This is a genomic window from Herminiimonas sp., assembly GCF_030655415.1.
In genome coordinates this window covers 305,570-332,506 of record NZ_JAURVN010000002.1, presented here as the reverse complement: position 1 = coordinate 332,506, position 26,937 = coordinate 305,570, and the positions used below count along the sequence as shown (strand labels likewise).

Below are 26,937 nucleotides of genomic sequence, written 5' to 3'. Positions count from 1 at the left end.
TTATTGTTTTTCAAAAACCAGATCCCACACGCCGTGACCGAGCTTGATGCCACGGTTCTCGAACTTGGTGACCGGACGATAATCTGGACGCGGCGCATAAGCATCCGCCGTATTTTTTAACGTCGCTTCGCCGCTTAATACTTCCAGCATTTGCTCTGCATATTCCTGCCAGTCGGTTGCGCAGTGAATGTAGCCACCTTTTTTGATACGTGATGAAAGCAAAGCAACCAGCGGCGGTTGAATCAAACGACGCTTGTTGTGACGCGCCTTGTGCCATGGGTCAGGGAAGAATACATGCACGCCAGCCAGAGATTCTGGCGGAATCATATTCGTCAGTACCTCAAACGCGTCATGCTGAATGACGCGCAGATTCTTTAAATCCTGCTCACCTATCAACTTGAGTAAACTGCCCACGCCAGGGTTATGGACTTCCACGCCGATGAAGTTTTTTTCAGGCATGCCAGCAGCAATTTTCGCGGTGGTTTCACCCATACCAAAACCGATTTCAAAAATCGTAGGTGCTGGCTGCTCAAACGCTTGATCAATGATTAATGGTGCTTTGACGTAGGGAATGAAAAATTTTGGTCCTAGTTCTTCAATCGCACGGCCTTGCGCGGTCGAAAGACGACCAGCACGCGTCACGAAGCTGCGTATGCGATGGTCGGTAGGGTCGTAGAAAAGAGGTTTTTTGCCGTCGTCGGCTGTCTGATCGGTCATGCTGAATGTCTTATATGCGGGAAATTAAATGCGTGCTTGCCAGTAATGCAAACGCATAAGGTTTGGCTGTTCTGGCGAATCGCGCTTGCAGGGTGTATTGTACCGCGCGACATAAACTCCCAGCGTATTACAGATAATTTGTAAAGTCCTGGCAGTGTTTGGCAGTTACTTTTAGGCGCGATACGAGCCAACGCAAAATTATTTATAAAAATAGCTTGCAATTAAATAGCGCGCTATATATTATTCTTTCCATGAAATCGAAAACAACAAAAGCCGACCTTACTCCGCGACTGGATAACCAGCTTTGCTTTGCCTTGTATTCGACATCGCTGGCAATGAGCAAGGTGTATCGCAAATTGCTGCCGAAGTTAGGTCTCACTTATTCACAGTATCTGGTGATGATGGTGTTGTGGGAGCAGAACGAGTTGACGGTGTCGGATATCGGCGAACGCTTGTTCCTCGATTCGGCCACATTGACGCCTTTGCTCAAGCGGATGGAAGCGGCTGAATTGATTACGCGAGTTCGTGCAGCCAATGATGAGCGTCAGGTCATCATCACATTGACCAAAAGTGGCGATGTGTTGCGAGTCAAAGCGGCAGAAATACAGAATGAAGTTTTTTGTGCGACTGCATGCAATCTGGATGAAGTGATTGCAATGAAGGATCAGTTGATTGCGCTGCGTACCAAGCTGGCAAGCAACCCATAAATGATTTGTACGTAATAGATGCAGGAATTATTTGTAGAAATATGATTTAAGTAGTGTGCTATTTAGTAGTTGTCTATATTAATCCGGTGCAGCGGCGAGCCGGTAAAATCAAATCGCTGAATTTTTAATGAACCAACTTTCAGGAGAAATACCATGTCTATCGAAAAAGTCCTTTACCGCGCTCAAGCAACTGCAACTGGTGGCCGTGACGGCCGTGCTGTTTCATCCGATGGCGTACTCGATGTCAAACTTGGCACACCAAAAGAATTGGGCGGCGCGGGTGGTGAAGTCACCAATCCGGAACAACTGTTTGCTGCCGGTTATTCGGCCTGCTTTTTGGGTGCGATGAAGTTTGTTTCTGCACGTGAAAAAATCGCGTTTCCTGCAGATGCAAATGTGCAGGGCAACGTTGGTATCGGCCAAATTCCAACCGGCTTCGGGATTGAAGTTGAATTGAAAATTTCTCTGCCAGGTCTTGATCGCGCAGTTGCTGAAGCGCTGGTTGAAAAAGCACACATTGTTTGCCCATATTCGAACGCAACACGCGGCAATATCGATGTGACGTTGACTCTGGTCTGATCTTCAAACTAGACATCAAATAAAAAAGCGAACTTGCTAATGCAGGTTCGCTTTTTTCACATAGTCTTTGCGTAAATATCTTGCGCGTACTTGCATTGTTATCCGACTTGCCACGCACCGTCGCTATACACAAGATCATCGTCGAGATAAACCGCCTCAGTGACCGCGAAGACGTCAACGTGATAGCGCGCAGTCGAACGTTTGATCAAAGCCTTGTTGTAGACACCGTGTTTCGCGCCAAGCGAAAGATGAATGCCGCACATGCGTTCATAAGTACCGATATCGCACACCGTCCTGGTTTGAGAAAAGGCGCGGTTCATGCCAAAGCCCAGCTCACGTAACCAGACTTCGCCTTCGTCCGCGCGTATGTTTGCCATCACTTGATCGAATTCGGGAGTGGAGTCGACGACATCCGTTACGCGCCCTTTGTTGATGACCAGAGTGATAGGTTTTTCTGGTTGATTGACTTGAAATGCAGTGTCGCCAAAAACAAAAATACGCACGCGGCCATTGACTGCTTCCAGGTCTTGCGCCTCGGTGAACACTTCGCCGATCGGGAATTGGCCACCGACGTTCGTCATCCCGCTGTAATCGCCGATATTCAATTTTGCCGATTCAAACGGCGAGCCAAACACTAGGCGTTCGCCACCGCTGTCGACCACGCCAAAGCTGGCGCTATCGATACGCGCTTTTAATGCACGGCCAACGCCGCGATAGTAGGCCGGATCGTAAGCCAGAGATTCTATGTAATACAGCGCTTGTTGCCCGGTCATGCGCGACAAATGTGGATGTTCTATGACCTTCAGCGAACGCTTGAAAAGCTCTATACGTATGCGGAAAGCTTCGAGGCGGAAGTTGGTTGATTGAATCAACACCACCAAATCATCCGCAGCAAGCTGAGCAAAGGCGGCGAGTATCGCGTCAGGCGATATCGTATCGAAATCGATGAAGGTCGCAGTAGGCAGGCAGCGTTTATACGCTTCAGTCAACGCAAGAGCCAGTTCGCAACGGGTATCGAATACGATCACTGCCGCATGCGGCGCCTTGTATTCGATGGCCATGGCAAGAACGTCGCGCAGATGGTTCTCTGCCGCGACTATGGCGTCCTCACTGATTGTGCTCAGCACGAGTGCGTCGCTTGTTTCTTGCGCAATGCTGGATGTAATCGGGGAACTCATCAAATTCAGGTATTAGAAGTCGCATCTGCTACGGTACAAGACGAAGTCTTCACGATCGTACATGTTGCTACTGAATCAGCATTTTAAACGATGATGCGGATAGACCTTGTAACGCGCTAATCAACGAGCTGGCGTTTCTTGTTCGTGCGGCGAGGTAGGTACAGTGATCGCGGCTCTACGTTCTATCTCAGTCACCATACCCAAAAACTGTTCAGAGATATTCTTGCGCATCATATCGGTCGCGAGAAAACTAGGTATCGCAATACCCGGTTCTATGGTTCCCGACCAGCGCAAGACGTAGAGATCTTCACCTATCTTTTCGATTTCGTAATGACCTTCCAGTCGCTTGAGATTGCCTTTGAGTAGCCGAACTTGAATCGCGAAAGAAGGATGTTCGGTTACCTCTACCGTTACGTCTATCGGGAAATGAAAGAACCAGAGATACGCATAACCGGATTGTTCGATCACGGCGACATTGCCTAGCCGTTCTACCAAACGGCTTTTTTTCATGCTCGGGATAAATTGCGCCAAGTGATCGTAATCCGTCAAGGTGCTCCATATCAACGCAAGCGGCGCTTTGACTGTGGCGCGGACGCTGACTTTTATGGCATCGCCGGAACGCGCGGCTTCGACAGAAAATGAGTGCTTGGTATTTGCTTCGTTTGCGGCGTGTGCTTTTTCCGCAGTGACTATGCATGTCAGCAGCAGGATGCTTACAATTCCCACTTTTACGGAATGCAGTTTGCCGTCTGTCATATGTTCGGCGCAGTAGAAGAAAGGCGGAATGGAAAAAATTGCATTCGTTTATATTAACCCTCAAGGTTTAAAAGAAGGATTCATTTTTTCCGCCAGCATGCAGCCACACGTATAGATGTTGGATGAACAATGTTATTGGGTAGATAAATGAGTGATGGGGACAAAATGAAGCGAAGCAAATCTCAACAAATGGTTAAAGCAGGCTTGCTCGCTTTGTGTGCGACTTTGCTTGTCTCGTGCGCACCTGAGACGCGCGTGCTTTCGCCTGAAAAAAGTACTGCCCCTGTTGATAATTCTTCGGATACTTATTACCTGCAGGCAGAAGCGCAGGGTAAAAAGATATTGCGCGTCAACTCGCAGCAATCCTTGCTAGTGCTGGAGGTTAGACGCGCAGGCGCATTTGCGCGATTCGGCCACGATCACGTGGTGGCAAGTCATGATGTTACGGGGTTTGTGTCGCCGATTGACGGCAGGGCGGACTTATCGGTTCCACTGGAAAAACTTGTTATTGATGAAGCTGCGTTACGTGCGGAAGCGGGATTTACTACTCAACCGACTCAAGACGATATTGAGGGTACGCGCCGCAATATGTTGAACAAGGTTTTGAACGCGTCGCAGTTTCCACTTGCGCTGATTCATATTGAACGCAAGCGTGCAGAGGATGCTTTAACTGTAACCATCAACTTGCATGGCGTTAGCCGCACTTTCGAGGTTCCTGCTGACATACAAAAGACAAGCGAGGGCTTGGTCATCAGCGGAAAAATGCATTTCAATCAAACTGACTTTGGCATCGTGCCGTTTTCGATTTTGAACGGTGCGATCCAGGTGCAAGACAGGCTGGATTTGCGCTTCCGTATTGTTGCCGACAGAACTAATTAGTTATTGCTAATTGCCGTTGGCAATACAGTTTCTGCCGCGTTGTTTGGCTTGATATAAACGCTTGTCGACTTCTTCTATAAATCTGATCGGATCATCTTTATCAGTTGGGATGATGGTGCTAACGCCGAGGCTGACAGTGACCATAGGAACAACCTCTGACTTTTCATGCGGGATTCTTTCCTTGCAGATCAAGCTGCGGCATCGCTCCGCAATATTGATTGCATCTGGCTCGTCCGTATCGGGTAGCACCAGCATGAATTCTTCACCGCCAAAACGCGCAAAAAAATCACGCGAGCGGCGGGTTGCTGAACTCAAAATTGCCGCGACACGTCGCAGGCAGTCATCGCCTTGTATGTGGCCATAGTGATCGTTGTACTGTTTGAAGTAATCGATATCCAGCATGATGATGGATAGCGGTTGATGATTGAGTTTGGCGTTCGCCCATTCTGCGGCCATGATGGAATCGAACATGCGCCGATTCGCGACGCCTGTCAGCCCGTCCTTGAAGGAAAGTGCTTCCAGCTCTTTCTGCAAATCGATCAATTTGGCTTCGGTTTTTTTACGCTCGCTAATATCGAACATGAATCCGATCAGTGCTTCGACTTCCCCAGCTGCGTCACGCACTACGTGGACGACGTCGCGTATCCACACATAATTGCCATCTTTGCCGAGCGCACGATAGTCGGCTTCGTGATCGGTGCCGGCTTTGGATTGCGACACGCAAAAATTCACCACCCATTCTCTATCTTCCGGATGCATCCTTTCAGCCCAATCCTGCGCGCTGACCCAACTTTCCGGCGTCCAGCCTAGCAAAGCTTCAATTTGCGGGCCGATATAAGCGAAGGTCATGCTTTTCCAGTCTATCTTCCATGGAATCGCTTTGGTTGATTCGAGCAGGGTTTGATAGACCGCGCTATCAATAGGTTTTTTAGTCGAGAGGTCTGACATCTTGTCGCGTGGATTCGTGATGGTTTATTTGCTGGCAGTGCTTTTGGGCGTTGCGATGGATATGCTGCACTGCAACTTTATCACGTTGCGTGAACTGCGAGCGGGGCGGCGGCTTGAGTCGGTCAATTGAAAAAAGCCAGCCTGTATCCCAAGTTTATGGGATATGGCAAAAAAACAACGCATGATAAATTCCTGCAGCTTCGTAGCCTGTCCGACCACCATCTTTTTGCATTTGATGGGAGGTCATAACTACATAATTTACTGATACAGGCCACCACCATTTCTACAACAGTTTGCATGTGGATTTGGATTCGAATTCCGGTTTGTGGACCGGAGCGGTTTTTTTCAAGGGGAGTAATAAATGCGTCAATCAACAAAAACTATGTTTTCAAACTATGCACGTCGGTCATTCTTGGTGTGTGCAACAAGTATTTTCATGCTGACAGGCTGCGCAACCCATTATGTGGATACTGCACTCAAAGATGTGCCTGCTGAAAAGCTGAAAAAAGTTGCGGAGCCAAAGCCGGTTCAACTTCTTTTTGAGTTTCAGACAAAAAGTGGATCGAATCCTGTTGCGACTAACCAGTTGAAATCTCAGGTAACCGATATTGTGAAAAGCACTGGATTGTTCTCCGATGTCAGCCCGACACCAGTCGCAAATGGAACAGTGTTAAGTATCGTTGTGAACAACGTGGTGATGACCGACGATGCGGCAAGTCAGGGCTTCGTGACCGGATTGACATTCGGCCTGGCGGGATCATCGGTAACCGACGGGTATGTCTGTACTGTCGTTTACATAGCCGACAGCAACACGCCAAAGATATCTAAAGTCGTGCGTCATGCGATCCATACAACACTGGGCAATGCCAAGGTGCCGGCCAATGCGGGTAAACCTGTTTCCATGGACGAAGCAGTAACTACCATGCTGCGCCAAATTGTGACGAATGGCGTGAACGATATTGCCACTGACGCTACATTCAAATAATCGGAACCATCATGCAAAAATTTTTACTAGTTTCTATCGCGTTGCTTACATCCATGTTGACGGGATGCATGCAAATGCCCCTTACCTATCAGCCTTCAATAGAAAATCTCGAAACATTGAAAGCGTCCAAAATGGCGCCGGCAAATGTCGGAACGTTTGCCTTGGCGGCTGGCAAGCCCGTAAGCATGGATCAAACTTCGAGTGCACGCGGCAGCACAGTAGTCCCGCCGAATAATTCTTTCGCTTTATTTTTGAAAGATGCGCTTAAACAGGAGTTGGTAAGTGCCGGGAAGTTTGACCCTGCTTCCACGATTGTGATTAACGGTCAGTTGACCAAAAGTGAGCTGGAAGCACCGATAGGCACTGGCAAAGGTACATTGGCAGCAAAATTTACTGTCAACCGCGATAACCAGGTGGCGTATGAAAAGGAGTTAGAAGAGTACGCTGAATGGCCATCCGTATTCTTGGGTGCAGAAGCGATTCCAACGGCCTTGATGCAATACGCCAGCCTTTATAAAAAATTACTTTCGCGTCTGTTTGGCGATGCAGATTTCCAGAATGCGGTCAAAGCCAAATAATTTCTGAAAAAATCGGTTGCATCGACGCGAGGCTTGGCTATGCGTCGATGCTTTTTTTTGCAAATGAATTCAATCAACTGAGAAAACAGAATCCATTTACACCCAATACTGCAGTGTGATGATCGACCATTGCATTTTGGCCGAACATGAAGTCAGTCAGCGGCAAGGCGTTCACATGCTTTTCCACCACGTCCATGTTGAAGAGGCACAGCAGCTCTTGTTCTTCGCAGCGACGCATGAAGGCGAGTACGCCATGCGGTGCGTCGATCAGCTCGATCGTCCCTTTCATCAGTGCCGGACTGATCTTGCGAATGGTGATAATTTCGCGATAAAAATTCAACACGGATTTTGGATCGGCTTCCTGTTTTTGGATGTTGAGGGCGCGGTGTTCGTCACCGACTGGCAACCAGGGTTCGACACGGCTGAAGCCGCCATGCAGCTTGCTGTTCCACGGCATGGGTGTGCGGCAGCCGTCGCGGCCCTTGAACTTGGGCCAGAACGATTTGCCGAAGGGATCCTGTATGCGTTCGTAGGGGACATCCGCTTGTGGCAGGCCCAATTCTTCGCCTTGGTACATGCAAATGTCGCCGCGCATGGCAAACAGTAGCGCCAACATTTCCTTTGCGGTCTGGGTGCGATCACGACCATTCGCCCAACGGGATACGACGCGTGGCTTGTCGTGATTGCTCAATGCGTAGCAAGCCGTGCCATCGTCTGAAATATTGTGTTCAAGTTCCGTAATCACATCACGCACACGTTGCGCGCTACTGTCTGCCTGCATCAATGCAAAACTGTACGCCGAGTGCAGGCGGCCTTTTTGTGTGTACTGCCCCATCAACTTGATTGGATCGACGCCGCCGACTTCTGCTAGGCTGAATGCACGGTACTGGTCGAGCAGGACACGTACTTTTGCCAGGAAGGGCAGCATCTCGGGCTGCCCTTGATCGTAGACATGCACTTGAAAACCGTAAGGGTGCAATGCCGCGCTGACGTCTTCCCGCGGTGGATTGTTGCGCAGTTGCAGATCCTGAAAAATATGATTGCAGGCGTCGAAACGAAATCCTGCTACGCCCATATCGAGCCAGAATTTCATCTCCGACAGAATCTGTTCCTGCACCTCTGCGTTGTGCATGTTTAGATCTGGCTGGCTGGAAAAAAACGAATGGAAATAATATTGGCGCCGTTCTGCATCCCAGCGCCAGGCAGTGCCGCCGAATACGGAAACCCAGTTGTTTGGCGGGCTGCCATCTGCTTGCGGGTTTGCCCACAGATACCAGTTTGAGCGACCGTTCTTGCCAACTCGGCTGTCCTTGAACCATTGATGCTGGTCGGACGTGTGCGAAATTACCATATCCACAATGATGCCGATACCCATCGCCTTCGCTCGTTTCAGCAGACTTTGAAAATCTTCCATCGTGCCGAATATTGGATCAATCGCACGATAGTCGGACACGTCATAGCCAAAGTCGACCATAGGCGACTGAAAGAATGGACTGATCCAGATTGCGTCGACTCCCAGACTTTTGATATAGGCAAGTTTCTGTTCGATACCGGCCAGATCGCCGATGCCGTCATTGTTCGAGTCGTTGAAGCTGCGGGGATAAACCTGATAAATGATCATTTAATTTCGATATGCTGCAGGCCAAAAAGTTGCCGGAAATTCAAATGTTTACACAAGTGCATTTTATAAGTCACTCAATAATAATCGGTCCATCATCATGCACAGACGCATCAGCATTATGAGATGAATTTCTCTTCGTATGCATAAGCAAACGCTGCAGGATATCGATATACTGTGTTTATATACAGTATTGGTGATAATGATGGATATCCACGACAAACTCGAAATTCTCGCTGACGCAGCCAAATATGATGCGTCATGTGCCAGCAGTGGCGCGCCCAAAAGATCATCTCTTGGCAAGGGCGGTTTGGGGGCGACGACCGGCGTGGGGATTTGTCACAGTTACACGCCGGATGGACGATGTATTTCGCTCCTCAAAATATTGCTCACCAATTTTTGCGTGTACGACTGCCAATATTGCGTCAATCGACGCAGCAGCAATGTGCCGCGTGCGCGTTTCACGGTACAGGAAGTGGTGAAGCTCACTGCGGATTTTTATCTGCGCAATTATATTGACGGCTTGTTTCTCAGTTCCGGCATTATCCAGTCGCCGGATTACACGATGGAGCAACTGGTCGCGATCGCCCGCAGCCTGCGACTCGATCATCAGTTTCGCGGATATATTCATCTTAAAACCATTCCTGATGCAGATCCAAAACTGATAGAAGAGGCCGGACGATATGCGGATCGGCTGAGCGTGAATATCGAGTTGCCGACGGTAGCTAGCGTTGAACGGCTTGCACCGGAAAAGAAAATGCATACGATCAAGCTGGCAATGGCGTCGATTCGTCGCAAGATAGATGAAAAGGCGGAAGAGCCACGCGCGCCAAAATTTGCGCCCGCCGGGCAAAGTACCCAGATGATTGTCGGTGCCGACCAGACCGATGACAGCACGATTCTCGCTACTGCCGAAACTTTATACAGCTCGTATAAATTGAAGCGCGTGTATTACTCGGCGTTCAGCCCCATTCCTCAAAGCCCAAAAGGCATGCCTGCCAAACCGCCACCGATGATGCGCGAACATCGTTTGTATCAGGCAGATTTTCTGGTGCGCAGTTATGGTTTTCAAGCCAAGGAATTGTTGCCAGGAACAGGTAATCTTGCGCTTGATATTGATCCCAAGCTGGCATGGGCGCTGGCGCATCGCGAGCATTTTCCGCTAGACCTGAATACGGCTGATGCCAGCATGATTGCGCGCGTGCCAGGAATCGGATTACGTAATACGCATCGCATCGTCCAATTGCGTCGCTCACGCAAAATTCGCTACGTTGATCTCACTCGTTTGCGTTGCAGCATGGACAAACTTAAACCTTTCATCGTGACAGCCGATTACCGTCCTCTGAACGACACGACATCATCGGAAATACTGCGGCGTGCAATGGCGGAACAACCCGAACAAATGACGCTGTTTCCTGCATTGCAGGAGGGCGCATGAGCGTCATCGACACAAGTGTTGTGACGGCACAATCTTTTGAAGAGTGGCGGCAGATTACGCGCTTGCTGCTCGCTGATGGTACGCCGCCGCATGAGGTGCAGTGGCAGGCACAATCAAATGACGGAGATTTGTTTGGCGGTGAACAGCCAATCAAGAATCGCGATCGTTCCGTTCCAGCCATGCATGTATCGAAAGAATTGTTGAATATGCTCGAGCTGGCGGCATGCTATCGCGCAGATGATCGCTGGTCGTTTCTTTATCGCGTTGTATGGCGCTGGCAGGGAGGCGATCGCACGGTGATATCGCCGGCGGATGAAGATGGGCAACGATTGCATGCAATGGTCAAAACCGTTAGGCGCGAAGTGCACAAGATGAATGCTTTTTTGCGTTTTCGCGAACGTGCAGCTGAACTGGGTGCGCCGCAATTCGTAGCCTGGTTCGAACCTTTGCATGATGTATTGCCGCGTGTATCCAGACATTTTGCAAAGCGCATGGGTTACGCGAGCTGGTTGATTGCGACGCCCGAGGCGACTGCAGTATGGGATGGGTCAACGCTACTGCAAGGTCCGCCTTCTGCGACTGGTCCGCTGGAAGTAGATGATGAAGGCGAACGATTGTGGCTAGCCTATTACCGCAGCACATTCAATCCGGCTCGATTGAACGTCAGTGCAATGGAAATGCATATGCCGGTGCGCTATTGGAAAAATATGCCGGAAGGTAAGTTGATCCCCGGTTTAATCAGTCACGCGGCGGCAGGCGCACAACGTATAGCGCAAACCGCTGCGGTGGGTGAACGCGTGGGGACAACGGTCCATGTCACTGCGGAGGCCGCACAGCCGGAAAGAGCGTTACCCACATCACTGGATCAATGCCGACGTTGCGATTTGTGGCGTCATGCGACGCAAGTGGTTGAAGGAATTGGTCCGCAGCAGGCGCGCGTCATGTTGGTCGGTGAACAGCCAGGTGATCAGGAAGATATTGCAGGCAAGCCTTTCGTTGGGCCAGCAGGACAATTGCTGGATCGCGCATTGCGGGCAGCAGGTCTGGATCGCGACAGCCTTTACATCACCAATGCGGTCAAGCATTTCAAATGGGAACCGCGTGGCAAACGACGCTTGCACAAGACGCCAGCGCAACTGGAAATCGATGCATGCATGTTTTGGCTAGAGCATGAAATAGATCTGGTGCAGCCCGATATTATTGTGGCACTCGGCAGCACCGCGTTGAAAGCATTATTGAAAACATCCAAAGTCAATTTGACGCACATGTTCGGGCAGGAAATATCACACGGCGCGCAACGCATCATTGCGACCTACCATCCATCTTATGTTTTGCGAGTGCCAGGCGATGAAGAAAAGAGTGCTGCTTTTGCTGAAATGGTGCGAGCGTTTTCGCATGCAAAGAATGTGACGACTTCATAACGTGCTTGAAACAGCGCGTGCATTCCGCTTTTGTCACGATAAATACAAACGCCCGCCATCCAGTTAAGGGTGACGGGCGAAACAGTCGCCGTTCAATCAAACATTAAACAGCGACCAATAGAAAGACAGGACTAGCCTGTCGATTAAATCAGATTATTTTGCAGTCGATGCTTTTACATCAGCAGCAGCTTCTGCTTTTTTCTCTGTAGTTTTAGCGTGTGCTTTTGCTTTTTTATGTTCAGCTTTAGCGTGTTCCTTGCTTACTGCTGCATCAGCTTTTGCATCTACTTTAGCTTCTGATTTTTCTGCTTTAGCGACTGATTTCTCAGCCTTTGCTTCAGCTTTTACAGTGGCAGGTGCAGGGCTTGTGGCTGGAGCAGGCGCTTGTGCAAAAGCGACGGAGGCAAACAGACCAGCAACCAGGGTAGCGATTAATTTGTTCATTGTTGTGCTCTCTCTCTAAAGTGTATAAAAGTGCGGATTGTTCGTAATCCGTACTACCTTTAACGCCAGCCCAAAGATGTGGTTGACGAAAATTTGTGTTGTTACACTTTGTTTCATCTGGGCGATTCTGTAGACATCCAGCTTTGCTGTGCTTATGCTGTCGTGCAAACAAAAATACATAAGCTTATTTGTTTTAAGCGAACAATAAATTGCACGGTGAGGTTTGCTGCAGCTATATAACTATAACGAGACAAGCGTGAAAAGATCTGCGCTCCTGAATGGATAATTTTGCTATGCGTATTCTGATTGTTGAAGATGATGCTGTACTTGCCGCCGCTCTGACGCGTGCGCTGAGTCAAGCTGGCTATGCAGTCGATTACGTTGATAACGGTGAAGATGCGCATCGCGCATTAAGTAGTGATGCTTATGCGCTGGTGCTGCTGGACATCGCCTTACCCAAGATGGATGGGCTTGCTGTGTTACGTCGCTTGCGTGAGCGCAAGTCGCGTGTACCGGTGCTGATCCTTACTGCACGCGATACCTTGGATGATCGTGTCGCGGGACTGGATCTTGGTGCGGATGACTACATGACCAAGCCTTTCGATTTGCCGGAATTCGAAGCGCGTGTGCGCGCCTTGATACGGCGCGGTCAGTTCGATGCAGGCAAAAGTTTGACGCACGGTAGCTTGCGTTTCGATCTGGAAGCCCATCGTCTATTTCATAACGACGTGCCAATTGAACTATCGGTACGTGAACTTGCGGTTCTTGAAGTATTGATGTCGCGCCAAGGTCAGGTCGTTACTAAAGAGCAGATGGTCGATCGACTATTTGGCTGGGGCGACGATGGCGGCAGCAATGCGATCGAAGTGTATGTGCATCGCATGCGTAAAAAGCTGGAACCCTACAACATCAATATTCGTACCGTGCGCGGTATGGGCTATCTGCTCGAAAAATCCAGCGAAAATGAACGTACCGAAATCTAAGATCAAGTCCGGCAATCCAAGTTTGCGTAGCAGATTGCTACGCTTGGTTCTGGTTCCTCTCTCATTGATATTGTTGATCGATATCGTCGGCAGTTATTTCGTCGTGCGCCACGTCGCCAACGATGTGTATGACGTAGAGCTGAACGAAATCGCGCGTGAAATGCTGTTGCATGTCACGCGTACCAGCGATGGCATGGGCTTCGATCTATCGCCGGATGCAGAGCGTACGCTCTTGCTCGATAAAGAAGATCAGGTCTATTACGCGATACGCACCCTGGACGGTAATCTGATTGCAGGCGATCCGACTTTGCCGGTACAGAAGGCGATCAAGAGCGGTAAGGAAACGGCATACTACGACGGCGTCCTCGGTGATCAAGCTGTGCGCGTTGCACTATTTCGCGGGCAGCCTTTGCTGCATCCGCCAGCAGAACCTGTAATGATTCAAATCGCTGAAACGCAGGTCAAGCGTGATCGCCACGAGCGGGCTTTATTGATTCAGCTGATTTTGCCGCAAGTATTATTGATCCTGATTGCAGGCATATTGATTTGGCGCGGTGTGGCGCAGGGCTTGGCTCCTTTGCGTAACCTGCAACAAGAAGTCGGCATGCGCTCCCATCTGGATTTAAGTCCTATTGCCGCTGATAACGTACCTGGCGAAGTCGAACCACTGGTGGGTGCCGTTAATGATTTGATGAAACGTGTAGATGGCGTGTTAGGTTTTCAGGGACGCTTCATTGCCGATACGGCGCATCAACTCCGCACGCCGGTGGCAGGTTTGAAAGCACATATCGAACTTGCGCTGCGTGAGAATGATCCTGTGCAAATCAAGCGCGCACTCGGGCATCTTTATACGAGTGCTGAGCGCTTATCTCGGCTGGTGTCGCAACTGCTTTCTCTGGCACGCAATGAGCCGAATAATGTAGCGGCGAATTTTGCTCCTTTCGATTTGAATCAGCTTGCCTTGCGCACCGCACAAGAATGGGTGCCGCTGGCTTACAAGAAACAGATTGATTTGGGTTTCGATGCGGCAGCACAGCCGGTGTTATTGAATGGTGAGGCAGCGCGTGTGACGGAGATGATCAACAACCTGGTCGATAACGCGATTCGCTATACGCCGCCCGGTGGGCGCGTCACCGTTCATGTACGTATGGATGATAGTGCGCATCTGGTAGTTAGCGATGACGGCACGCGCATCCCGGTGGAGGAGCGCAAGCGCATCTTCGAACGCTTCCATCGTTTGCTGGGCACGCATGAAGAAGGCAGTGGCCTCGGCCTCGCGATCGTGCATGAAATCGCCACCTTGCATAATGCAAGCATCACACTGGAAGATGACGCGGATGGCATCGGCAATACGTTTACGGTGTCATTTCCGATTACCCACTCGACTATCTAATGATTTCTTGATCGGACCAACTATCCCGGCTGTAAGCATTTTGTAATATTCGCGAAAGCAGAATGTAATTTTCGCGAAAGAACAGCGTAAGCGCTGATCTCTACTATGGACTGGCTTTCACAATAACCATAGAAGGAGACAGAAATGCTTGCATCATTAAGCGATTCAACCATGTGGGTGGCGTTATTTCAAATCGTCATCATCAATATTTTACTGAGCGGTGATAACGCCGTCATCATCGCACTTGCCTGCCGCAATCTCGAACCTAAGCAACAAAGAAACGCATTCCTGATCGGTACCGTTGCCATCGTTATTTTGATGACGATACTGACTGCATTCGCGTCATACCTGATGACCATTCCTTACGTCGAAGTTGTCGGCGCGATCCTGTTGTTGTGGATCGGTATCAAGCTGCTGTTGCCTGAAGAAGAAAACAGCAATGTCAGCTCCAGCGATAATTTTTGGGGTGCAGTCAAAACCATCATCATCGCCGACATCGTCATGAGTCTCGACAACGTGTTGGGTATGGCGGGTGCTGCGAACGGTCATATGGGCTTGCTGTTCGTCGGCATGGTCATCACGATTCCACTGATCCTGTTCGGTAGCGCAATGCTGATGCGCTTGATGGAACGCTTTCCTATCATCGTTACTTTGGGTGCAGGTTTGCTCGGTTACGTGGCGGGTGAAATGGCAGTCGAAGATCCAGCGCTCAAAGGCTTTATCGCCAACGCACATTATCTGGAAATCGCCTTGCCTATCCTGGGTGTCCTGATCGTGATTGGCATGGGTAAGTTTCTTGGTTCCCGTCAAACAATGGCTGTGCCTAGCGAAGGTTGATGCCTTGCCGTTAGCAGACATAAAAATTAGATAGCGAATTCTCAAAGGAGACAGATCATGACCAACGTATTGGTACCAATTAACGATAGTAGTGATGTGGAATGCGCGCTCAAACACGTAATCGAGCGTTATCGTACACAGCCAGTCACATTGTTTTTGCTGAACGTGCAAATGCCGATTTCAAAATTCATTACGCGCTTTGTCAGCAAAAGACAGGTTGAAGAATTTCATCAAGAAAACGGCATGCATATCCTGCAACCGATGATAGACAAACTCGACGCTGCTGGTGTACCGCATCAGGAGCGCATTCTGGTCGGTCACAAGGCAGAAAGCATAGTCCGTTTTGCGCGTGAACATCACTGCGATCAAATCGTGGTTCCCAAACATAAAGGCATGTTTGAAAACCTCGGTCTTGGTTCTGTCGGCAGCCAGTTGCGGCAGCTGATAGGCGCTGAAGGCACTTGCGATATCAGCGAGGTCTACTAGTAAAGAATTCTTGCTTCGCTGTATCGAATGGTCGATATCGAATAGTGCAGGAAGCAAGTGTGTATCAGGCTCAGTCCTCAAGCTGAGTCTCTTGGGCCCGGTTGATACCGGGCCTTTTTTTATTTTCAGTTAAAGCAGGTAATCTTCCTGCGCGCTAACGACCAGACTTCCATCTAATATTTCATAATCTGGCAAGCAGACTGGGCGTCGATATAATGCTGACATTATTTCTGCCGGGACGAATGGCAGAAACATCCGTTCCATAGCTAGTTCTTTCAGAATATGACTTCCTCATCCTATAAATACTTATTGCGTAGCGCATCATTGATGGCGGCCGCCTTGCTGCTGAGTGGCTGCAGCTTGGTGCATTACCACGTCAATGAACAAAACGCGGTGTATTCGCCGAATAGTGGTTACCGCGTGCAGTCGACCAATCTTGCGCCGGGTGCTAGCAAGATGTTTATGGTTGTGATGTTTTCCGGTGGCGGTGCACGCTCGGCTGCGCTTGGTTATGGCGTGCTTGAAGAGCTGGCGCGTAACAAGTTTGAATGGCAAGGCAAGTCTGAACGTTTGTTCGATGAAGTCGATCTTGTCTATGGCGTATCTGGTGGATCAATTCTGGCTGCGTATTACGGCTTGCACGGCGAAGATGTGCTGAAGGAATTTAACGACAAGTTTCTGAATCTGGATTTTGAAGATAAAGTTGTGAGCCGCGTTATTTCTGTATCGAACCAGTGGCGTCTTTCTTCACCACGTTTCGGGCGTTCCGATTTGCTGGAAGAACAATTGGATGAAGCGTTATTCAACAAGGCGACTTTTGCTGATTTGATCAACAAGCGGAAAGGGCCGTTCACCATCATCAGCGCGACCGATATGTCGTCCGGTGGGCGTTTCGACTTCATGCAAGAAACCTTCGATTTCATTTGTTCCGATCTCAGCAAGTTCCCGATTGCGCGCGCGGTCGCAGCGTCGAGTGCCGTGCCGCTGGTATTTTCGCCTATCACTTTGTGGAACTACGCCGGCAGTTGCGGTTTCAATGCGCCAGACTCTTTGCTGGCTTTGGAAAAGAGCAAGGGTGGCGGCTGGTCTGCCGCAGCGGCACGCTCACGTACTCGTGAATTGCTAAGTTATCTCGACCGCGAAAAGCGTCCATTCATTCATTTGCTGGATGGCGGCCTGGCGGACAACCTGAGTATTCGTGGCATGCTGGATATGGAGACGATGCTGGGTACTGAGGCGGTGCGTCGGGATTTTCATTTGGATGAAATGACCAAGTTGGTGTTGATCGTGGTGAACGCACAAAACAATATGGACCATACGATAGATCTGAGTGGTGATGTGCCAGGCTTTAGTGATGTAGCGCGTGCAGTCAGTGACATTCCGATTGCGCGCTACACACAAGAATCCGAGCGTGCGATGCAGGCATCGATAGAAAGATGGCAGCAATCGGCGAAGGCCGAAGCGCAAAAAAATAACAGAGCACCGCCGGATATTTATTACATCAATATCGGTCTCAAGAACTTGGAAGATGAAGAAAAGCGCAGGGAGCTGCTAAACGTGCAGACTTCCTTGTATCTTCCTAAAAAAACTGTTGCAGACTTAAGAGGTGCAGCGTCGGCATTGATGCAAGAGTCGTCTGACTTCCAGCGCCTGCTGAAGGATTTAAACGCAAGACGCGTTGACGATGCCAGATTGCCACCGCCGGCCGCCAAGCCGACATCATCGCCAGCAAACGTAACTGCTGCCGAATAGAAAGCACGCCATGAGCAAGGCCGATGAATTGCAGAAAGCGATCCTCAACAACATCCCCGATCAGGCATGGTTGAAGGATAAGGATTCGCGCTACATTTTGGTCAACGAAGCTTTCATTGCCGCCTGCCGTCTGCCTGAAAATAAAATCATAGGCAAGACACCGGCCGACGTGTGGCCCGCAGAATGGGGCCGTGAGTATATTGACACGGACCTGCGCGTAATGGAGCAGGGCGAACGTCTACGCTATGAAGAGCAGCGGTATGCAGAAGATGGCATGCTGCGCTGGTACGACACGATCAAGACGCCGATACGCAATGAGGCGGGCGACGTGATCGGCACTACCGGTATTTCTCGTGATATCACCGACCGTAAATTAGCCGAGCAGGAATTACTGAATTCGCGCACCCAATTGCGCGAGTTATCAGCGCATCTGCAAACGGTACGCGAAGAAGAACGTACGCGCATTTCACGCGAGTTGCATGATGAACTTGGGCAGTCATTGACGGCAATCCGTATCGGTCTTGATGTGCTGGAAACGCAGCACAAACTGCAAGATACAGATTGGCTGAATAATCTGCAGGGGCTCAAACATATTGCCGACTCGACTGTCGAATCTGTACAGCGTATCGCTGCTGATTTACGGCCAACCATTCTGGATGAGCTGGGTTTGCCATCGGCGATAGACTGGTTGTTGGAATCTTTCTCCGAGCGCAGCAAGGTTACGTATGAATTGATTTTGCCGGTTTCGACATTGGCTTTCACGCGTGATATCAGCACTGCGATTTTCCGTATTGTGCAGGAGGCATTAACCAATGTCAGTCGCCACAGTCATGCGACGTCGGTGGTGGTGGATCTGAAGGAAACCAAGGATTTCATCACGCTAAAAATTACCGATAATGGTCAAGGCATGACGGTTAAACACGGTTCACGCGAAAACGGTTTAGGCTTAGTTGGTATGCGTGAACGTGCCATCATGTTAGGTGGAAAATTAAAAATCCAAAGTCGAACCGGTGCCGGTACCAGCATAGAAGTACGGATACCAAAGTCGCTGAAAGTATCGAACGCAGTTGAAGGCAAAGTCGCTTTGTCGGGAGAGCAAAAATGATTCAGGTATTGATTGCCGACGACCACGCGATTATTCGCGATGGCTTGAAGCAGATCATTTCTTTCGTGCCAAATATGGAAGTCGCCGGCGAAGCAGGCGATGGCGAAGAAGTGCTGCAGAAAATACGTAGCTTGAAAGTCGATGTGCTGGTGCTGGATATGTCTATGCCGGGAAAAAGCGGCATCGCCCTGATTCAGCAAATCACGGCGATAAAACCAGAGATGCCGATACTCGTCTTGAGCATGCATCAGGAAAGCCAGTACGCCGTGCAGGCGATGCGTGCAGGCGCATCCGGTTACATCACGAAGAACACTGCATCGAGCCAGTTGATCGACGGCATACGCAAGGTGGCGGAAGGCGGCACTTTTGTTTCGCCGGGTATTTCAGACAAGCTGATCAAGCAGATGCACAAGCCGGAAACGGAGTTGCCGCATACCAAATTGACGCCCCGTGAGTTTCAAATTTTCAACATGTTGGTAGAAGGTCATTCAGTCAACGACATTGCCAATATCCTGTCGCTCAGCAACAAAACCATCAGCACGCACAAGGCTGCCGTGCTGCAAAAAATGGAAGCGGCTACCACCGCAAATCTGGTTTATTACGCGATGAAACACGGCTTGATCAATGAGGGTTACGATTGATCTTGTGAGCTGTGTGAAGAATATTCTTATCTAGGGAAATCCTTAGACAAGAATCAGGCAATCCCGATTCACGCCTGAAGCAAACCTGCCTATGCTCATCTTCCATGAACCCGATTCCTGGAGAAATGATGAGAACCACCCGCCCAGTCAGTTACGCCGAAAACGGCATGGTAGCCACTGCGCATTATCTGGCGACCGGCGCGGCGCTGGACGTGTTGAAAGAAGGTGGCACCGCCGTCGATGCCGCGATCTGCGCAGCCGCCACCATGAGCGTCGTGTTGCCGCACATGATAGGCATAGGCGGCGACGCGTTCTGGATGATCCACGACGCCAAGTCGAATACGCTCTCCGCGCTGAACGGCAGCGGCACTTGCGGCAAAAATATTTCCCTTAAAGATTATCAAGGCCTGGATGCGATCCCAAGTCGCGGTCCGCGTTCGGCGATTACAGTGCCTGGCGCAGTCGATAGCTGGGCGCTGGCGCATGAGCGCTTCGGCACGATGCCACTTGCGCGTTTGCTGGCACCGGCAATTCGCTATGCGCGTGTAGGCGTGGCCGTGACACAAGACATCAGCGGCTGGATTGCCGACGATGCAGACGTGTTTCGCAAAGATCCCGGTGCGGCCAGTATCTTCCTGAAAAATGGCGAAGCGTATAAAGCCGGTGAACGTCTGCAACAAGCAGCGTTAGCCAATACGCTGGAACAAATCGCACAACACGGCCCGCGTCATTTCTATGAAGAGACCGCTCAAACTATCGTTTCGTATCTGAAAAGCCAGGGCGGTTTGCTGGAGCTGGAAGACTTCCAGAACTATCAAGCCAAATGGGTAGAGCCGATCTCGACGACTTATCGCGGGTTTCAGGCGTTCCAGGTGCCGCCACCATCGCAAGGTATTGCAGGCTTGATGATTTTGAATTTCTTGAATGGCCTGGATCTATCCGGCCTCGACAGCAATTCGCCCGAGTATTACAACGCGATGATTCAGGCGATCAAGTGGGCGTTCAACAAGCGCGACCAGTATCTGACCGATCCCGATTTTTCGGATATTCCTATCGAAAAATTACTGGATCCCGAACTCGCGAATGCAGAACGTGCCGAATGGTTAGCTGATACAAAACGAACACATGAAAATCGTCCCGGTGGCAGCGACACCACCTTTATCAGCATCGCTGATAAATACGGCAATGCAGTTGGCTTGGTGCAAAGCTTGTACTTCGACTTCGGTTCTTGCGTCGCCGATCCGGCATCCGGCGTCTTGTTGCAGAACCGCGGCAGTTTCTTCTCGCTGCAGCCTGACCATCCGAATGTTTTGAAAGCAGGCAAGCAAAGCGCATCAACACTGATGTCCGGCATGTTGTTCAAGGATGGCAAGCCTTACATGGTGTACGGCACGCAAGGTGGCGAAGTGCAGCCGCAGACGCAGACGTCCGTCGTTACGCGTGTGGTCGATTTCGGTTTGAACGTGCAGCAGGCGATTGATGCACCGCGCGTGTTGTACGGTCGTACATGGGGCGATACCTCGAACAAACTGTTGCTCGAATCTGTCGCACCCGCTGAGACTTTCGAAGCGTTGCAGCAACAAGGACATCCGGTGGAAGCGGCGCAGTGGCCGTTCCCGCGTATGGGTACTGCACAAGCAGTTCGTTTGCCAGGACCGTGGTCAGAATTTTTTGAAGGTGGCGCTGATCCACGTGGCGAAGGGATTGCACTCGGTTTTTAGCTATTGTTTTTTGATTGATTCATCCAGAGGAGATGGTTATGGAGATGGACCTGTTAATACACAATGTTCGTGTGTGGGATGACAAACCACTGATGGACATCGGTATCAAGAACGGCAAGATCGTCGCAATAGAAGAAGGCATCAATGCCTCAGCGACTGATGCAATCGATGGAGAAGGACGTGCCGTTATTCCCGGCATGGTCGAGCCGCATTTACATCTGGAAAAAGCATTCCTGCACAGACGCATGCCGCCTGTGTTCGGCACGCTGGAAGAAGCGATACGCGTCACCGGCATCTTGAAAGGCAAGCAGGAACGCAAAGATGTATTAGAGCGTTCGCGCCAGGTACTCGACATGGCCGTAATGAATGGCACGGTCGCAATTCGTGCACATCCCGATGTCGATTTGATCCAGGGTTTGATCGGCGTCGAGACTTTGGTCGAGCTGCAGGATGAGTACAAGGATCTGCTGGATATTCAGATCGTCGCTTTCCCGCAGGAAGGCATCATCAAATCGCCAGGCACCACCGCATTGATGGAACAGGCGATGGGCATGGGCGCCGATGTGATCGGTGGTTGTCCGTATAACGAACTGACATGGGACGACACCAAACGGCATATCGACATGGTGTTCGAGATGGCACAAAAATATGACGCGCCCATCGATATGCATGCTGATTTTTCAGATGAAGCGAAAGATCAGCGTTTTGCTTCGACCGCTTATATCGCGCAAAAAACCATAGAGACCGGTTACAACGGTCGCGTGTCGCTCGGTCACGTCACCAGTCTTGGTGCGCTCGAACCGGAAGAGTTGAAGCCGATCATTGATTTACTACACCAAGCCGATATCAGCATCGTGACCTTGCCTGCAACCGATCTGTATCTGGGCGGACGCAATGACACAAAAAATCGTCGCCGTGGTTTAACGCCGGTGCGCGCGTTGTATGAGGCCGGTGTCAACGTCGCTTACTCGTCCAACAATATTCGCAATGCATTTACGCCGTTTGGCAAAGCCGACATGCTGGTCATCGGCAATATGCTCGCGCATGCGATCTCATTCGGTACGCCGGTGCATCAGGCGGCCGTGCTGGATATGGGCACCATCAATGCTGCACGTTCGATCGGCATCGGCGCCAACTATGGCGTTGCCGTCGGCAAGCAAGCGGATCTGGTGATTCTGGATACGTATCAGGTCGCCGATGCCTTGCTCGATATTCCTGCACGTTCATGGGTGATTAAACGCGGAAAAATAACCGTGGTCACCGAGCACAAATGCAAGATTCATCGTAATGGCTGTTGCGGTCAGCATGATCACGCCGATCATTTGCATGCAGCGAAAGCGCCAGCAACGGCAGCCGCAAAATAAACGTGACAGCAAAAATTGACGCAATCAATTACATAAACATTCCATAAACAAACAGGAGACAAACATGAAAAAGCCACCACACGCAGTCGTAGCATCTTTACTCGCAGTGACTACCGTCCTCATGGCGCAATTGCCCTGGCATTTGCCAGTCTGGGCGATCTTTATCAGCTGGGCCGGCACCTTTGCGATGGGCGGCCCAAGTCCTGCCAACATGAAACGCATCTGGGCCACATTGCCGATAGGTTCTATCACCGGCTTTTTGGTTGTTACCGGTTTTGGTATCGCATCGAAGAATCTTTCCGGCACCAGTTTGCTGATCGCAGAGTGCGTGATTTTGTTCTGTTTGAATTCAGCGATGATATTGATGGCACGCTTTCCCGTCATCAGCTTCGTGCCAGGCATGTTCTTCGGCTTCGCGTCTTACTTTGCCACGATGTTCGGCGGCTTCGGTCCTGTGCCTAAAGATCCTTTGGCTGCGCTGGGGGTCGTGCTCGTGATGAGTTTTCTCGGTCCTATCTACGCCTGGATCACAGCCAACTTCTCGCATCGTCACGCACCTCTGGAAAACACTTTCCCGAAAACGCCTGTACACGGCCACGTGCAGAACAAAGTCTAAAAAGTCATCCAGCCAGCGTCAAGCCGCAGCGCTTGATGCTGGTCTTTTCTTCCGTCAAAAAAATGTGAGCGTCCGCACAGGAGAGCTTGTGCGCGGCTGGTCTCCCGCATTGAATCGGAGCACATATGAGAAATAAATTTTTACCCAATATGAATAGAAGAGATTTTCTGTCAGCGTCAGGTGCGATGGCGCTCGGCAGCATGTCGCCTTTGTCGATGGCGCTCGAAGCCAAACCTAAAAATATGCTGGCCACATCCAACAAAGGCATGGTGACCAGTCCACACGAATTGGCAACCAACGCCGGTCTTGATGTATTGAAGTCAGGCGGCAATGCGATTGAAGCAGCGATTGCCATTGCATCATGCCTGAACGTCATCTATCCGCATTTTTCCGGATTCGGTGGTGATGCGTTCATGATTATCAGTGATCGGAATGGCAAGGTTAGAACGCTGTCTGGCATTGGTCAGGCTCCGGCAGTTTTACCAAATTACAGCGGTACGATTCCAGTACGTGGTCCGCAATCCATGCTGACGACTGCAGCGAATGTCGACACTTTGGGCAAGGCCTTTGATATCAGCCGCAATGAACTTGCAGGAAGCAAGAGCTGGGCAGAATTATTGAAGCCGGCGATAGGCTTTGCGCGAAATGGATTTCCAGTTTCACCATCCGAACGCTTCTGGATGGATTTCCGCCAAAAGGAAATGAATGAGTTGCCCGGCGTTGCACAAAACTTCATGGTCGATGGCAAAGTGCCGGAAGTCGGGCAGCTGTTCAAACAACCGCAACTAGCCGACACGCTAGAGATGTTGGCCGTGCGCGGGTATCGTGATTTCTACGATGGCAAATTGGCAGAGCGTATTGCCCGAGGATTGAAGAGTGCTGGCTCGCCTTTGACGGCTGCCGATCTGGCAGCAACGCAAGCGCGTATAGAACCGCCACTGCGCGTTGCATACCGCGATGGTATTTTGCTGGCGAATCAGCCACCAACGCAAGGCATCACCACGCTGGAAATCATGGGCATACTCGATCGCTTCGATCTGAAAAAAATCCCCGAAGGCAGCGCCGACTATTACCATCTGCTGGTGGAAGCAGTGAAGCGCGCGTTCATTGATCGAAACAACTATGTGGCCGATCCTGAATTCGTGAATGTGCCGTCTGCGAAATTGCTTTCCAAAGTAAATCTGGATCAGCGTGCTGGTGATATCCAAATGAATCAGGCCTTGGCGTGGCCGCATGTGTTTAAAACTGGTGACACGGTTTATATCGGCGCTACCGATGCGCAAGGTAATTCGGTTTCCATGCTGCAAACGGTTTACTTCGATTGGGGCAGTGGTGTGCTGGCGGGCGATACCGGTATCTTGTGGCATAACCGCGGTGCGTCATTCAGTCTGAAGCCGGATCATCCGAATGTGCTGCAAGCTGGCAAGCGGCCTTTCCATACACTGAACCCCGGCATGTATTTAAAGAATGACAAGCCGCATATTCTGTACGGTACGCAGGGTGCCGATGGTCAGCCGCAAACCTTGACGACAATACTGACGCGCATGATTGATTACGGCATGGATCCGTTGACTGCGTTGTCGCGGCCACGCTTCCTGTTGGGTAAAACGTTTTCCGATACGCGCGATTCATTGAAGCTGGAGAAAGACGCAGGTGAACAAGTGTTCCAGGAATTGGCAAAACGTGGTCATGAGATGAGTGTCATCTCGGCACAAAGCCCGCTGTCCGGTCATCCGGGAGCGATTGTGATTGATCAAAAGACGGGATTATTTTCAGGCGCACACGATCCGCGCAGTGATGGCAGAGCTTTGGGAGTTTGAATTGGAAATAAAAAATGGCCTGACTAGTATCCGGTCTGGCTAGGCACAAAAAAAGACAGGAGTTGCCTGTCTTTTTTATTTGCAGCTAACTACTTTGTTTAAGCGGCAGGAGCGGCTGCTTTTGCTTTCTTTTTGCTTGTTGTGTGTTTCTTTGCGTGTGTTTTCGATTTTGTTGTTTTAGCGTGCGCGTGTGCTTGAGTTTTAGCAGCGACTGGAGCAGGTGCAGCAGCAGGTGCTGGAGCAGCAGCTTGGGCGAAAACGGTAGAAGCAAACAGACCGGCAACCAGGGCAGCGATTAATTTATTCATTTGTATGCTCTCTTAATTAAGTAAGGAAAATAGTGCGAACTGTATTTTCAGTTCGTATGTACATAACGCCAGCCGGATGAAGCGGTTGACGATTTTTTCAAATTATTTTTATCTGTTTTCATAGGAGAAAAGCGATGTTTTTCGTGAGGATTACGTTAAGAATTCGTTGCGTAATTTTTGTGATTTTGAAGTCTTGTTAGGCGCCAGATGATCTCAGTCGTTTACTACAACTGTAGTCTTTACTTGTTCTGAATTGGTTGATACTCATCGCTGCGATGAACTACTTAGCGAAACATATTTTTTTAGATGAATAGTATGTGTGCAGATTCATTTCGTCATTTGTGCGACAGTGAACCCTGCAGTGATTATTACCGGCGATACGTCGACAGAAAGCATTAATCAAATCGTTGCGAGTCAGCTGAAAATTCTGCATAGTCCTTTGGATGCAGATGTGCGGCAGAATCTGCTGCGCGAATTACCTTAAATCTTCTTCGCAGCTTTCATACATCTTGCTTACTTGTTATTTAGGTCGCGGCTGTTGCAGATTTTTGTCGGGAACCGATAAGCGATTGGCTCTGAGTTCGACCACTGCGGCGGCTACTGCCTTGGCGACATTTTTTACTTCTTCCTGCATCGCGTGATCGTGATCCAGCGTCTCGTGGCTTTCCGCATACGATTCGTAATAGCCTATGTATCTATCGAGTTTTGAATGTGCGCCCGCATCGATCAAGCCCATCCAGTCCAGCCAATCGCAGAGTCCGCGTCGCACACCTTCGATGCCCGCCACATCGCCATGTACCACGACGCCATACGCACGACCGGCAAGATGTTTGGGATAGGACCAGCCAGCCATTTCTACCGCTTTGGCTTTTTCTGCATTCTTGCCCGAGGTCGTAGTCGGATCAGGATTGCCGCCATCGGCGCAGACCAATCTGTCTATCATCAACTTCAAGACGCTAGGCGTTTGATACCAATACACTGGGGTCAGAATAATCACCGCGTGGGCGGCAGTCCATTGTTCATAGATATCCGCCATCCAGTCGTTGACCTGACGTTGTGCATGATTCGGGTAGCAACTACATGGCCAGTGACACAGTGGCATTGCAGTCGATGCGCACGCTTTGCACGGATGGATATGGCGTTCGTAATCAGAAGTCAGCAAGCTCAGATCGAGCAGATCGACTTCGATGCCTGCGCTTTCCAGCACTTGCTGTGCAAGTTGCGTCAGGCGGAAGGTCTTGGACATTTCGCCGGGACAGGAGCCATCGTTTCTGGCGGAGCCACAGATTAATAAAACGCGCGAAGTTGTTGCAGGATCTTTTTGGCGCGCTTCGGCCGCTAATAATTTATCGTGAGTTGCGCGCCATTCATCAGACAAGTCGTAATCGGGATCAGCGAATGCTGGCCCGGCTTTTGCTGTGAATGGAGCTTTGTGCGAATGGCTGTAGTTATCCCATGCAATTTCTTCAATTTTCGCTATTGCCTCTTGTGCAACATCAAATGCCGGATCTTTAAAGGAGCCGACAAAGCGTAAATGAAATTCATCGCGGCCCAGCTTGGGTGGTGCTTGTCCTGTGCGTGGCTTGGTCATGGCGTCCTTTTCCTGTTGGATGGGTGTTGCAGCATGTGTATCCACGCGATTCGGCGTATTCACATCACAACA

General features: G+C 50.2%; 27 protein-coding genes. 19 read left to right on the top strand and 8 right to left on the bottom strand.

Translation table 11 applies throughout. The features are described from left to right. Nucleotides 1-717, bottom strand: coding sequence for a tRNA (guanosine(46)-N7)-methyltransferase TrmB (trmB, locus tag Q7T66_RS01675; protein ID WP_304931516.1), 717 nt, complete (start codon nt 715-717; stop codon nt 1-3). Nucleotides 718-968: 251 nt separating this feature from the next. Between trmB and Q7T66_RS01670 the strand changes: the two genes are divergently transcribed. Both Q7T66_RS01670 and Q7T66_RS01665 read left to right on the top strand, forming a co-directional pair. Then, a complete protein-coding gene (locus Q7T66_RS01670) occupies nt 969-1,424 on the top strand; it encodes a MarR family winged helix-turn-helix transcriptional regulator (protein WP_304931515.1) in 456 nt (151 codons plus the stop codon). Between the two features lie 153 nt (nt 1,425-1,577). Further along, nucleotides 1,578-2,003 carry an organic hydroperoxide resistance protein gene (locus Q7T66_RS01665; RefSeq protein WP_304931514.1) on the top strand — a complete coding sequence of 142 codons (426 nt, stop codon included), beginning with the start codon at nt 1,578-1,580 and terminating at the stop codon, nt 2,001-2,003. 98 nt (nt 2,004-2,101) lie between these two features. Here the strand turns inward: Q7T66_RS01665 and Q7T66_RS01660 are convergent, their stop codons facing one another. Together Q7T66_RS01660 and Q7T66_RS01655 are read right to left on the bottom strand one after the other, a co-directional pair. Next, a complete protein-coding gene (locus tag Q7T66_RS01660) occupies nt 2,102-3,181 on the bottom strand; it encodes a hypothetical protein (RefSeq protein ID WP_304931513.1) in 1,080 nt (359 codons plus the stop codon). 120 nt (nt 3,182-3,301) lie between these two features. Continuing rightward, nucleotides 3,302-3,937 carry an SRPBCC family protein gene (locus Q7T66_RS01655; RefSeq protein ID WP_304931512.1) on the bottom strand — a complete coding sequence of 212 codons (636 nt, stop codon included), beginning with the start codon at nt 3,935-3,937 and terminating at the stop codon, nt 3,302-3,304. 165 nt (nt 3,938-4,102) lie between these two features. Here Q7T66_RS01655 and Q7T66_RS01650 point away from each other — a divergent pair, with 165 nt between their 5' ends. Next, complete coding sequence (locus tag Q7T66_RS01650; RefSeq protein ID WP_304931511.1) at nt 4,103-4,816, top strand: YceI family protein; 714 nt, start codon at nt 4,103-4,105, stop codon at nt 4,814-4,816. A 6-nt stretch (nt 4,817-4,822) separates the two neighbouring features. Here the strand turns inward: Q7T66_RS01650 and Q7T66_RS01645 are convergent, their stop codons facing one another. Then, nucleotides 4,823-5,764, bottom strand: coding sequence for a sensor domain-containing diguanylate cyclase (locus Q7T66_RS01645; RefSeq protein ID WP_304931510.1), 942 nt, complete (start codon nt 5,762-5,764; stop codon nt 4,823-4,825). A 361-nt stretch (nt 5,765-6,125) separates the two neighbouring features. Between Q7T66_RS01645 and Q7T66_RS01640 the strand changes: the two genes are divergently transcribed. Continuing rightward, a complete protein-coding gene (locus tag Q7T66_RS01640; RefSeq protein WP_304931509.1) occupies nt 6,126-6,749 on the top strand; it encodes a hypothetical protein in 624 nt (207 codons plus the stop codon). An 11-nt stretch (nt 6,750-6,760) separates the two neighbouring features. Beyond that, nucleotides 6,761-7,327: a hypothetical protein gene (locus Q7T66_RS01635; RefSeq protein WP_304931508.1), complete on the top strand. Its 567-nt coding sequence runs from the start codon at nt 6,761-6,763 to the stop codon at nt 7,325-7,327. A 73-nt stretch (nt 7,328-7,400) separates the two neighbouring features. On the opposite strand, the gene Q7T66_RS01630 is transcribed toward Q7T66_RS01635, so the two are convergent. Beyond that, nucleotides 7,401-8,948, bottom strand: coding sequence for an alpha-glucosidase (locus tag Q7T66_RS01630; protein ID WP_304931507.1), 1,548 nt, complete (start codon nt 8,946-8,948; stop codon nt 7,401-7,403). Nucleotides 8,949-9,150: 202 nt separating this feature from the next. On the opposite strand from Q7T66_RS01630, the gene Q7T66_RS01625 reads away from it, so the two are divergent. Further along, entirely contained in the window at nt 9,151-10,383 is a 1,233-nt protein-coding gene (locus tag Q7T66_RS01625) for a putative DNA modification/repair radical SAM protein (RefSeq protein ID WP_304931506.1), read from the top strand. Beyond that, a complete protein-coding gene (locus Q7T66_RS01620) occupies nt 10,380-11,804 on the top strand; it encodes a UdgX family uracil-DNA binding protein (protein WP_304931504.1) in 1,425 nt (474 codons plus the stop codon). Before Q7T66_RS01625 ends, Q7T66_RS01620 begins: the two co-directional genes overlap by 4 nt. A gap of 153 nt (nt 11,805-11,957) precedes the next feature. On the opposite strand, the gene Q7T66_RS01615 is transcribed toward Q7T66_RS01620, so the two are convergent. Further along, entirely contained in the window at nt 11,958-12,248 is a 291-nt protein-coding gene (locus Q7T66_RS01615; RefSeq protein ID WP_304931503.1) for a hypothetical protein, read from the bottom strand. A gap of 293 nt (nt 12,249-12,541) precedes the next feature. Between Q7T66_RS01615 and Q7T66_RS01610 the strand changes: the two genes are divergently transcribed. The 11 genes from Q7T66_RS01610 (at nt 12,542) to ggt (Q7T66_RS01560) (ending at nt 24,966) form a co-directional block, all read left to right on the top strand. Then, nucleotides 12,542-13,231, top strand: coding sequence for a response regulator transcription factor (locus Q7T66_RS01610; RefSeq protein ID WP_304931502.1), 690 nt, complete (start codon nt 12,542-12,544; stop codon nt 13,229-13,231). Then, nucleotides 13,212-14,624, top strand: coding sequence for a sensor histidine kinase (locus Q7T66_RS01605; RefSeq protein ID WP_304931501.1), 1,413 nt, complete (start codon nt 13,212-13,214; stop codon nt 14,622-14,624). The genes Q7T66_RS01610 and Q7T66_RS01605 overlap by 20 nt, the downstream gene beginning before the upstream one ends. A gap of 144 nt (nt 14,625-14,768) precedes the next feature. Next, nucleotides 14,769-15,461: a TerC family protein gene (locus Q7T66_RS01600; RefSeq protein WP_304931500.1), complete on the top strand. Its 693-nt coding sequence runs from the start codon at nt 14,769-14,771 to the stop codon at nt 15,459-15,461. Between the two features lie 57 nt (nt 15,462-15,518). Continuing rightward, nucleotides 15,519-15,947: a universal stress protein gene (locus Q7T66_RS01595; protein ID WP_304931499.1), complete on the top strand. Its 429-nt coding sequence runs from the start codon at nt 15,519-15,521 to the stop codon at nt 15,945-15,947. Between the two features lie 282 nt (nt 15,948-16,229). Beyond that, the gene (locus Q7T66_RS01590) at nt 16,230-17,699 is read left to right on the top strand and encodes a patatin-like phospholipase family protein (RefSeq protein ID WP_304931498.1); all 1,470 of its coding nucleotides are present in this window, start codon (nt 16,230-16,232) and stop codon (nt 17,697-17,699) included. Between the two features lie 10 nt (nt 17,700-17,709). Continuing rightward, nucleotides 17,710-18,804, top strand: coding sequence for a PAS domain-containing protein (locus tag Q7T66_RS01585; protein ID WP_304931497.1), 1,095 nt, complete (start codon nt 17,710-17,712; stop codon nt 18,802-18,804). Continuing rightward, nucleotides 18,801-19,445 carry a response regulator transcription factor gene (locus tag Q7T66_RS01580; protein ID WP_304931496.1) on the top strand — a complete coding sequence of 215 codons (645 nt, stop codon included), beginning with the start codon at nt 18,801-18,803 and terminating at the stop codon, nt 19,443-19,445. Before Q7T66_RS01585 ends, Q7T66_RS01580 begins: the two co-directional genes overlap by 4 nt. Before the next feature lie 128 nt (nt 19,446-19,573). Next, nucleotides 19,574-21,166, top strand: a complete 1,593-nt coding sequence (gene ggt, locus Q7T66_RS01575) for a gamma-glutamyltransferase (protein ID WP_304931495.1) — start codon at nt 19,574-19,576, stop codon at nt 21,164-21,166. A gap of 38 nt (nt 21,167-21,204) precedes the next feature. After that, nucleotides 21,205-22,530, top strand: coding sequence for an amidohydrolase family protein (locus Q7T66_RS01570; RefSeq protein WP_304931494.1), 1,326 nt, complete (start codon nt 21,205-21,207; stop codon nt 22,528-22,530). Nucleotides 22,531-22,594: 64 nt separating this feature from the next. After that, nucleotides 22,595-23,146 (top strand): DUF1097 domain-containing protein, encoded by a 552-nt coding sequence (locus Q7T66_RS01565; protein ID WP_304931493.1) that lies wholly within the window; start codon nt 22,595-22,597, stop codon nt 23,144-23,146. 125 nt (nt 23,147-23,271) lie between these two features. Continuing rightward, a complete protein-coding gene (gene ggt / locus Q7T66_RS01560; protein WP_304931492.1) occupies nt 23,272-24,966 on the top strand; it encodes a gamma-glutamyltransferase in 1,695 nt (564 codons plus the stop codon). Nucleotides 24,967-25,064: 98 nt separating this feature from the next. On the opposite strand, the gene Q7T66_RS01555 is transcribed toward ggt (Q7T66_RS01560), so the two are convergent. Beyond that, nucleotides 25,065-25,274, bottom strand: a complete 210-nt coding sequence (locus Q7T66_RS01555; protein ID WP_304931490.1) for a hypothetical protein — start codon at nt 25,272-25,274, stop codon at nt 25,065-25,067. Between the two features lie 319 nt (nt 25,275-25,593). Here Q7T66_RS01555 and Q7T66_RS01550 point away from each other — a divergent pair, with 319 nt between their 5' ends. Beyond that, nucleotides 25,594-25,758, top strand: coding sequence for a hypothetical protein (locus tag Q7T66_RS01550; protein ID WP_304931489.1), 165 nt, complete (start codon nt 25,594-25,596; stop codon nt 25,756-25,758). 36 nt (nt 25,759-25,794) lie between these two features. Here the strand turns inward: Q7T66_RS01550 and Q7T66_RS01545 are convergent, their stop codons facing one another. Further along, nucleotides 25,795-26,865, bottom strand: coding sequence for a flavodoxin family protein (locus Q7T66_RS01545; protein ID WP_304931488.1), 1,071 nt, complete (start codon nt 26,863-26,865; stop codon nt 25,795-25,797). Nucleotides 26,866-26,937: the final 72 nt, after the last annotated feature.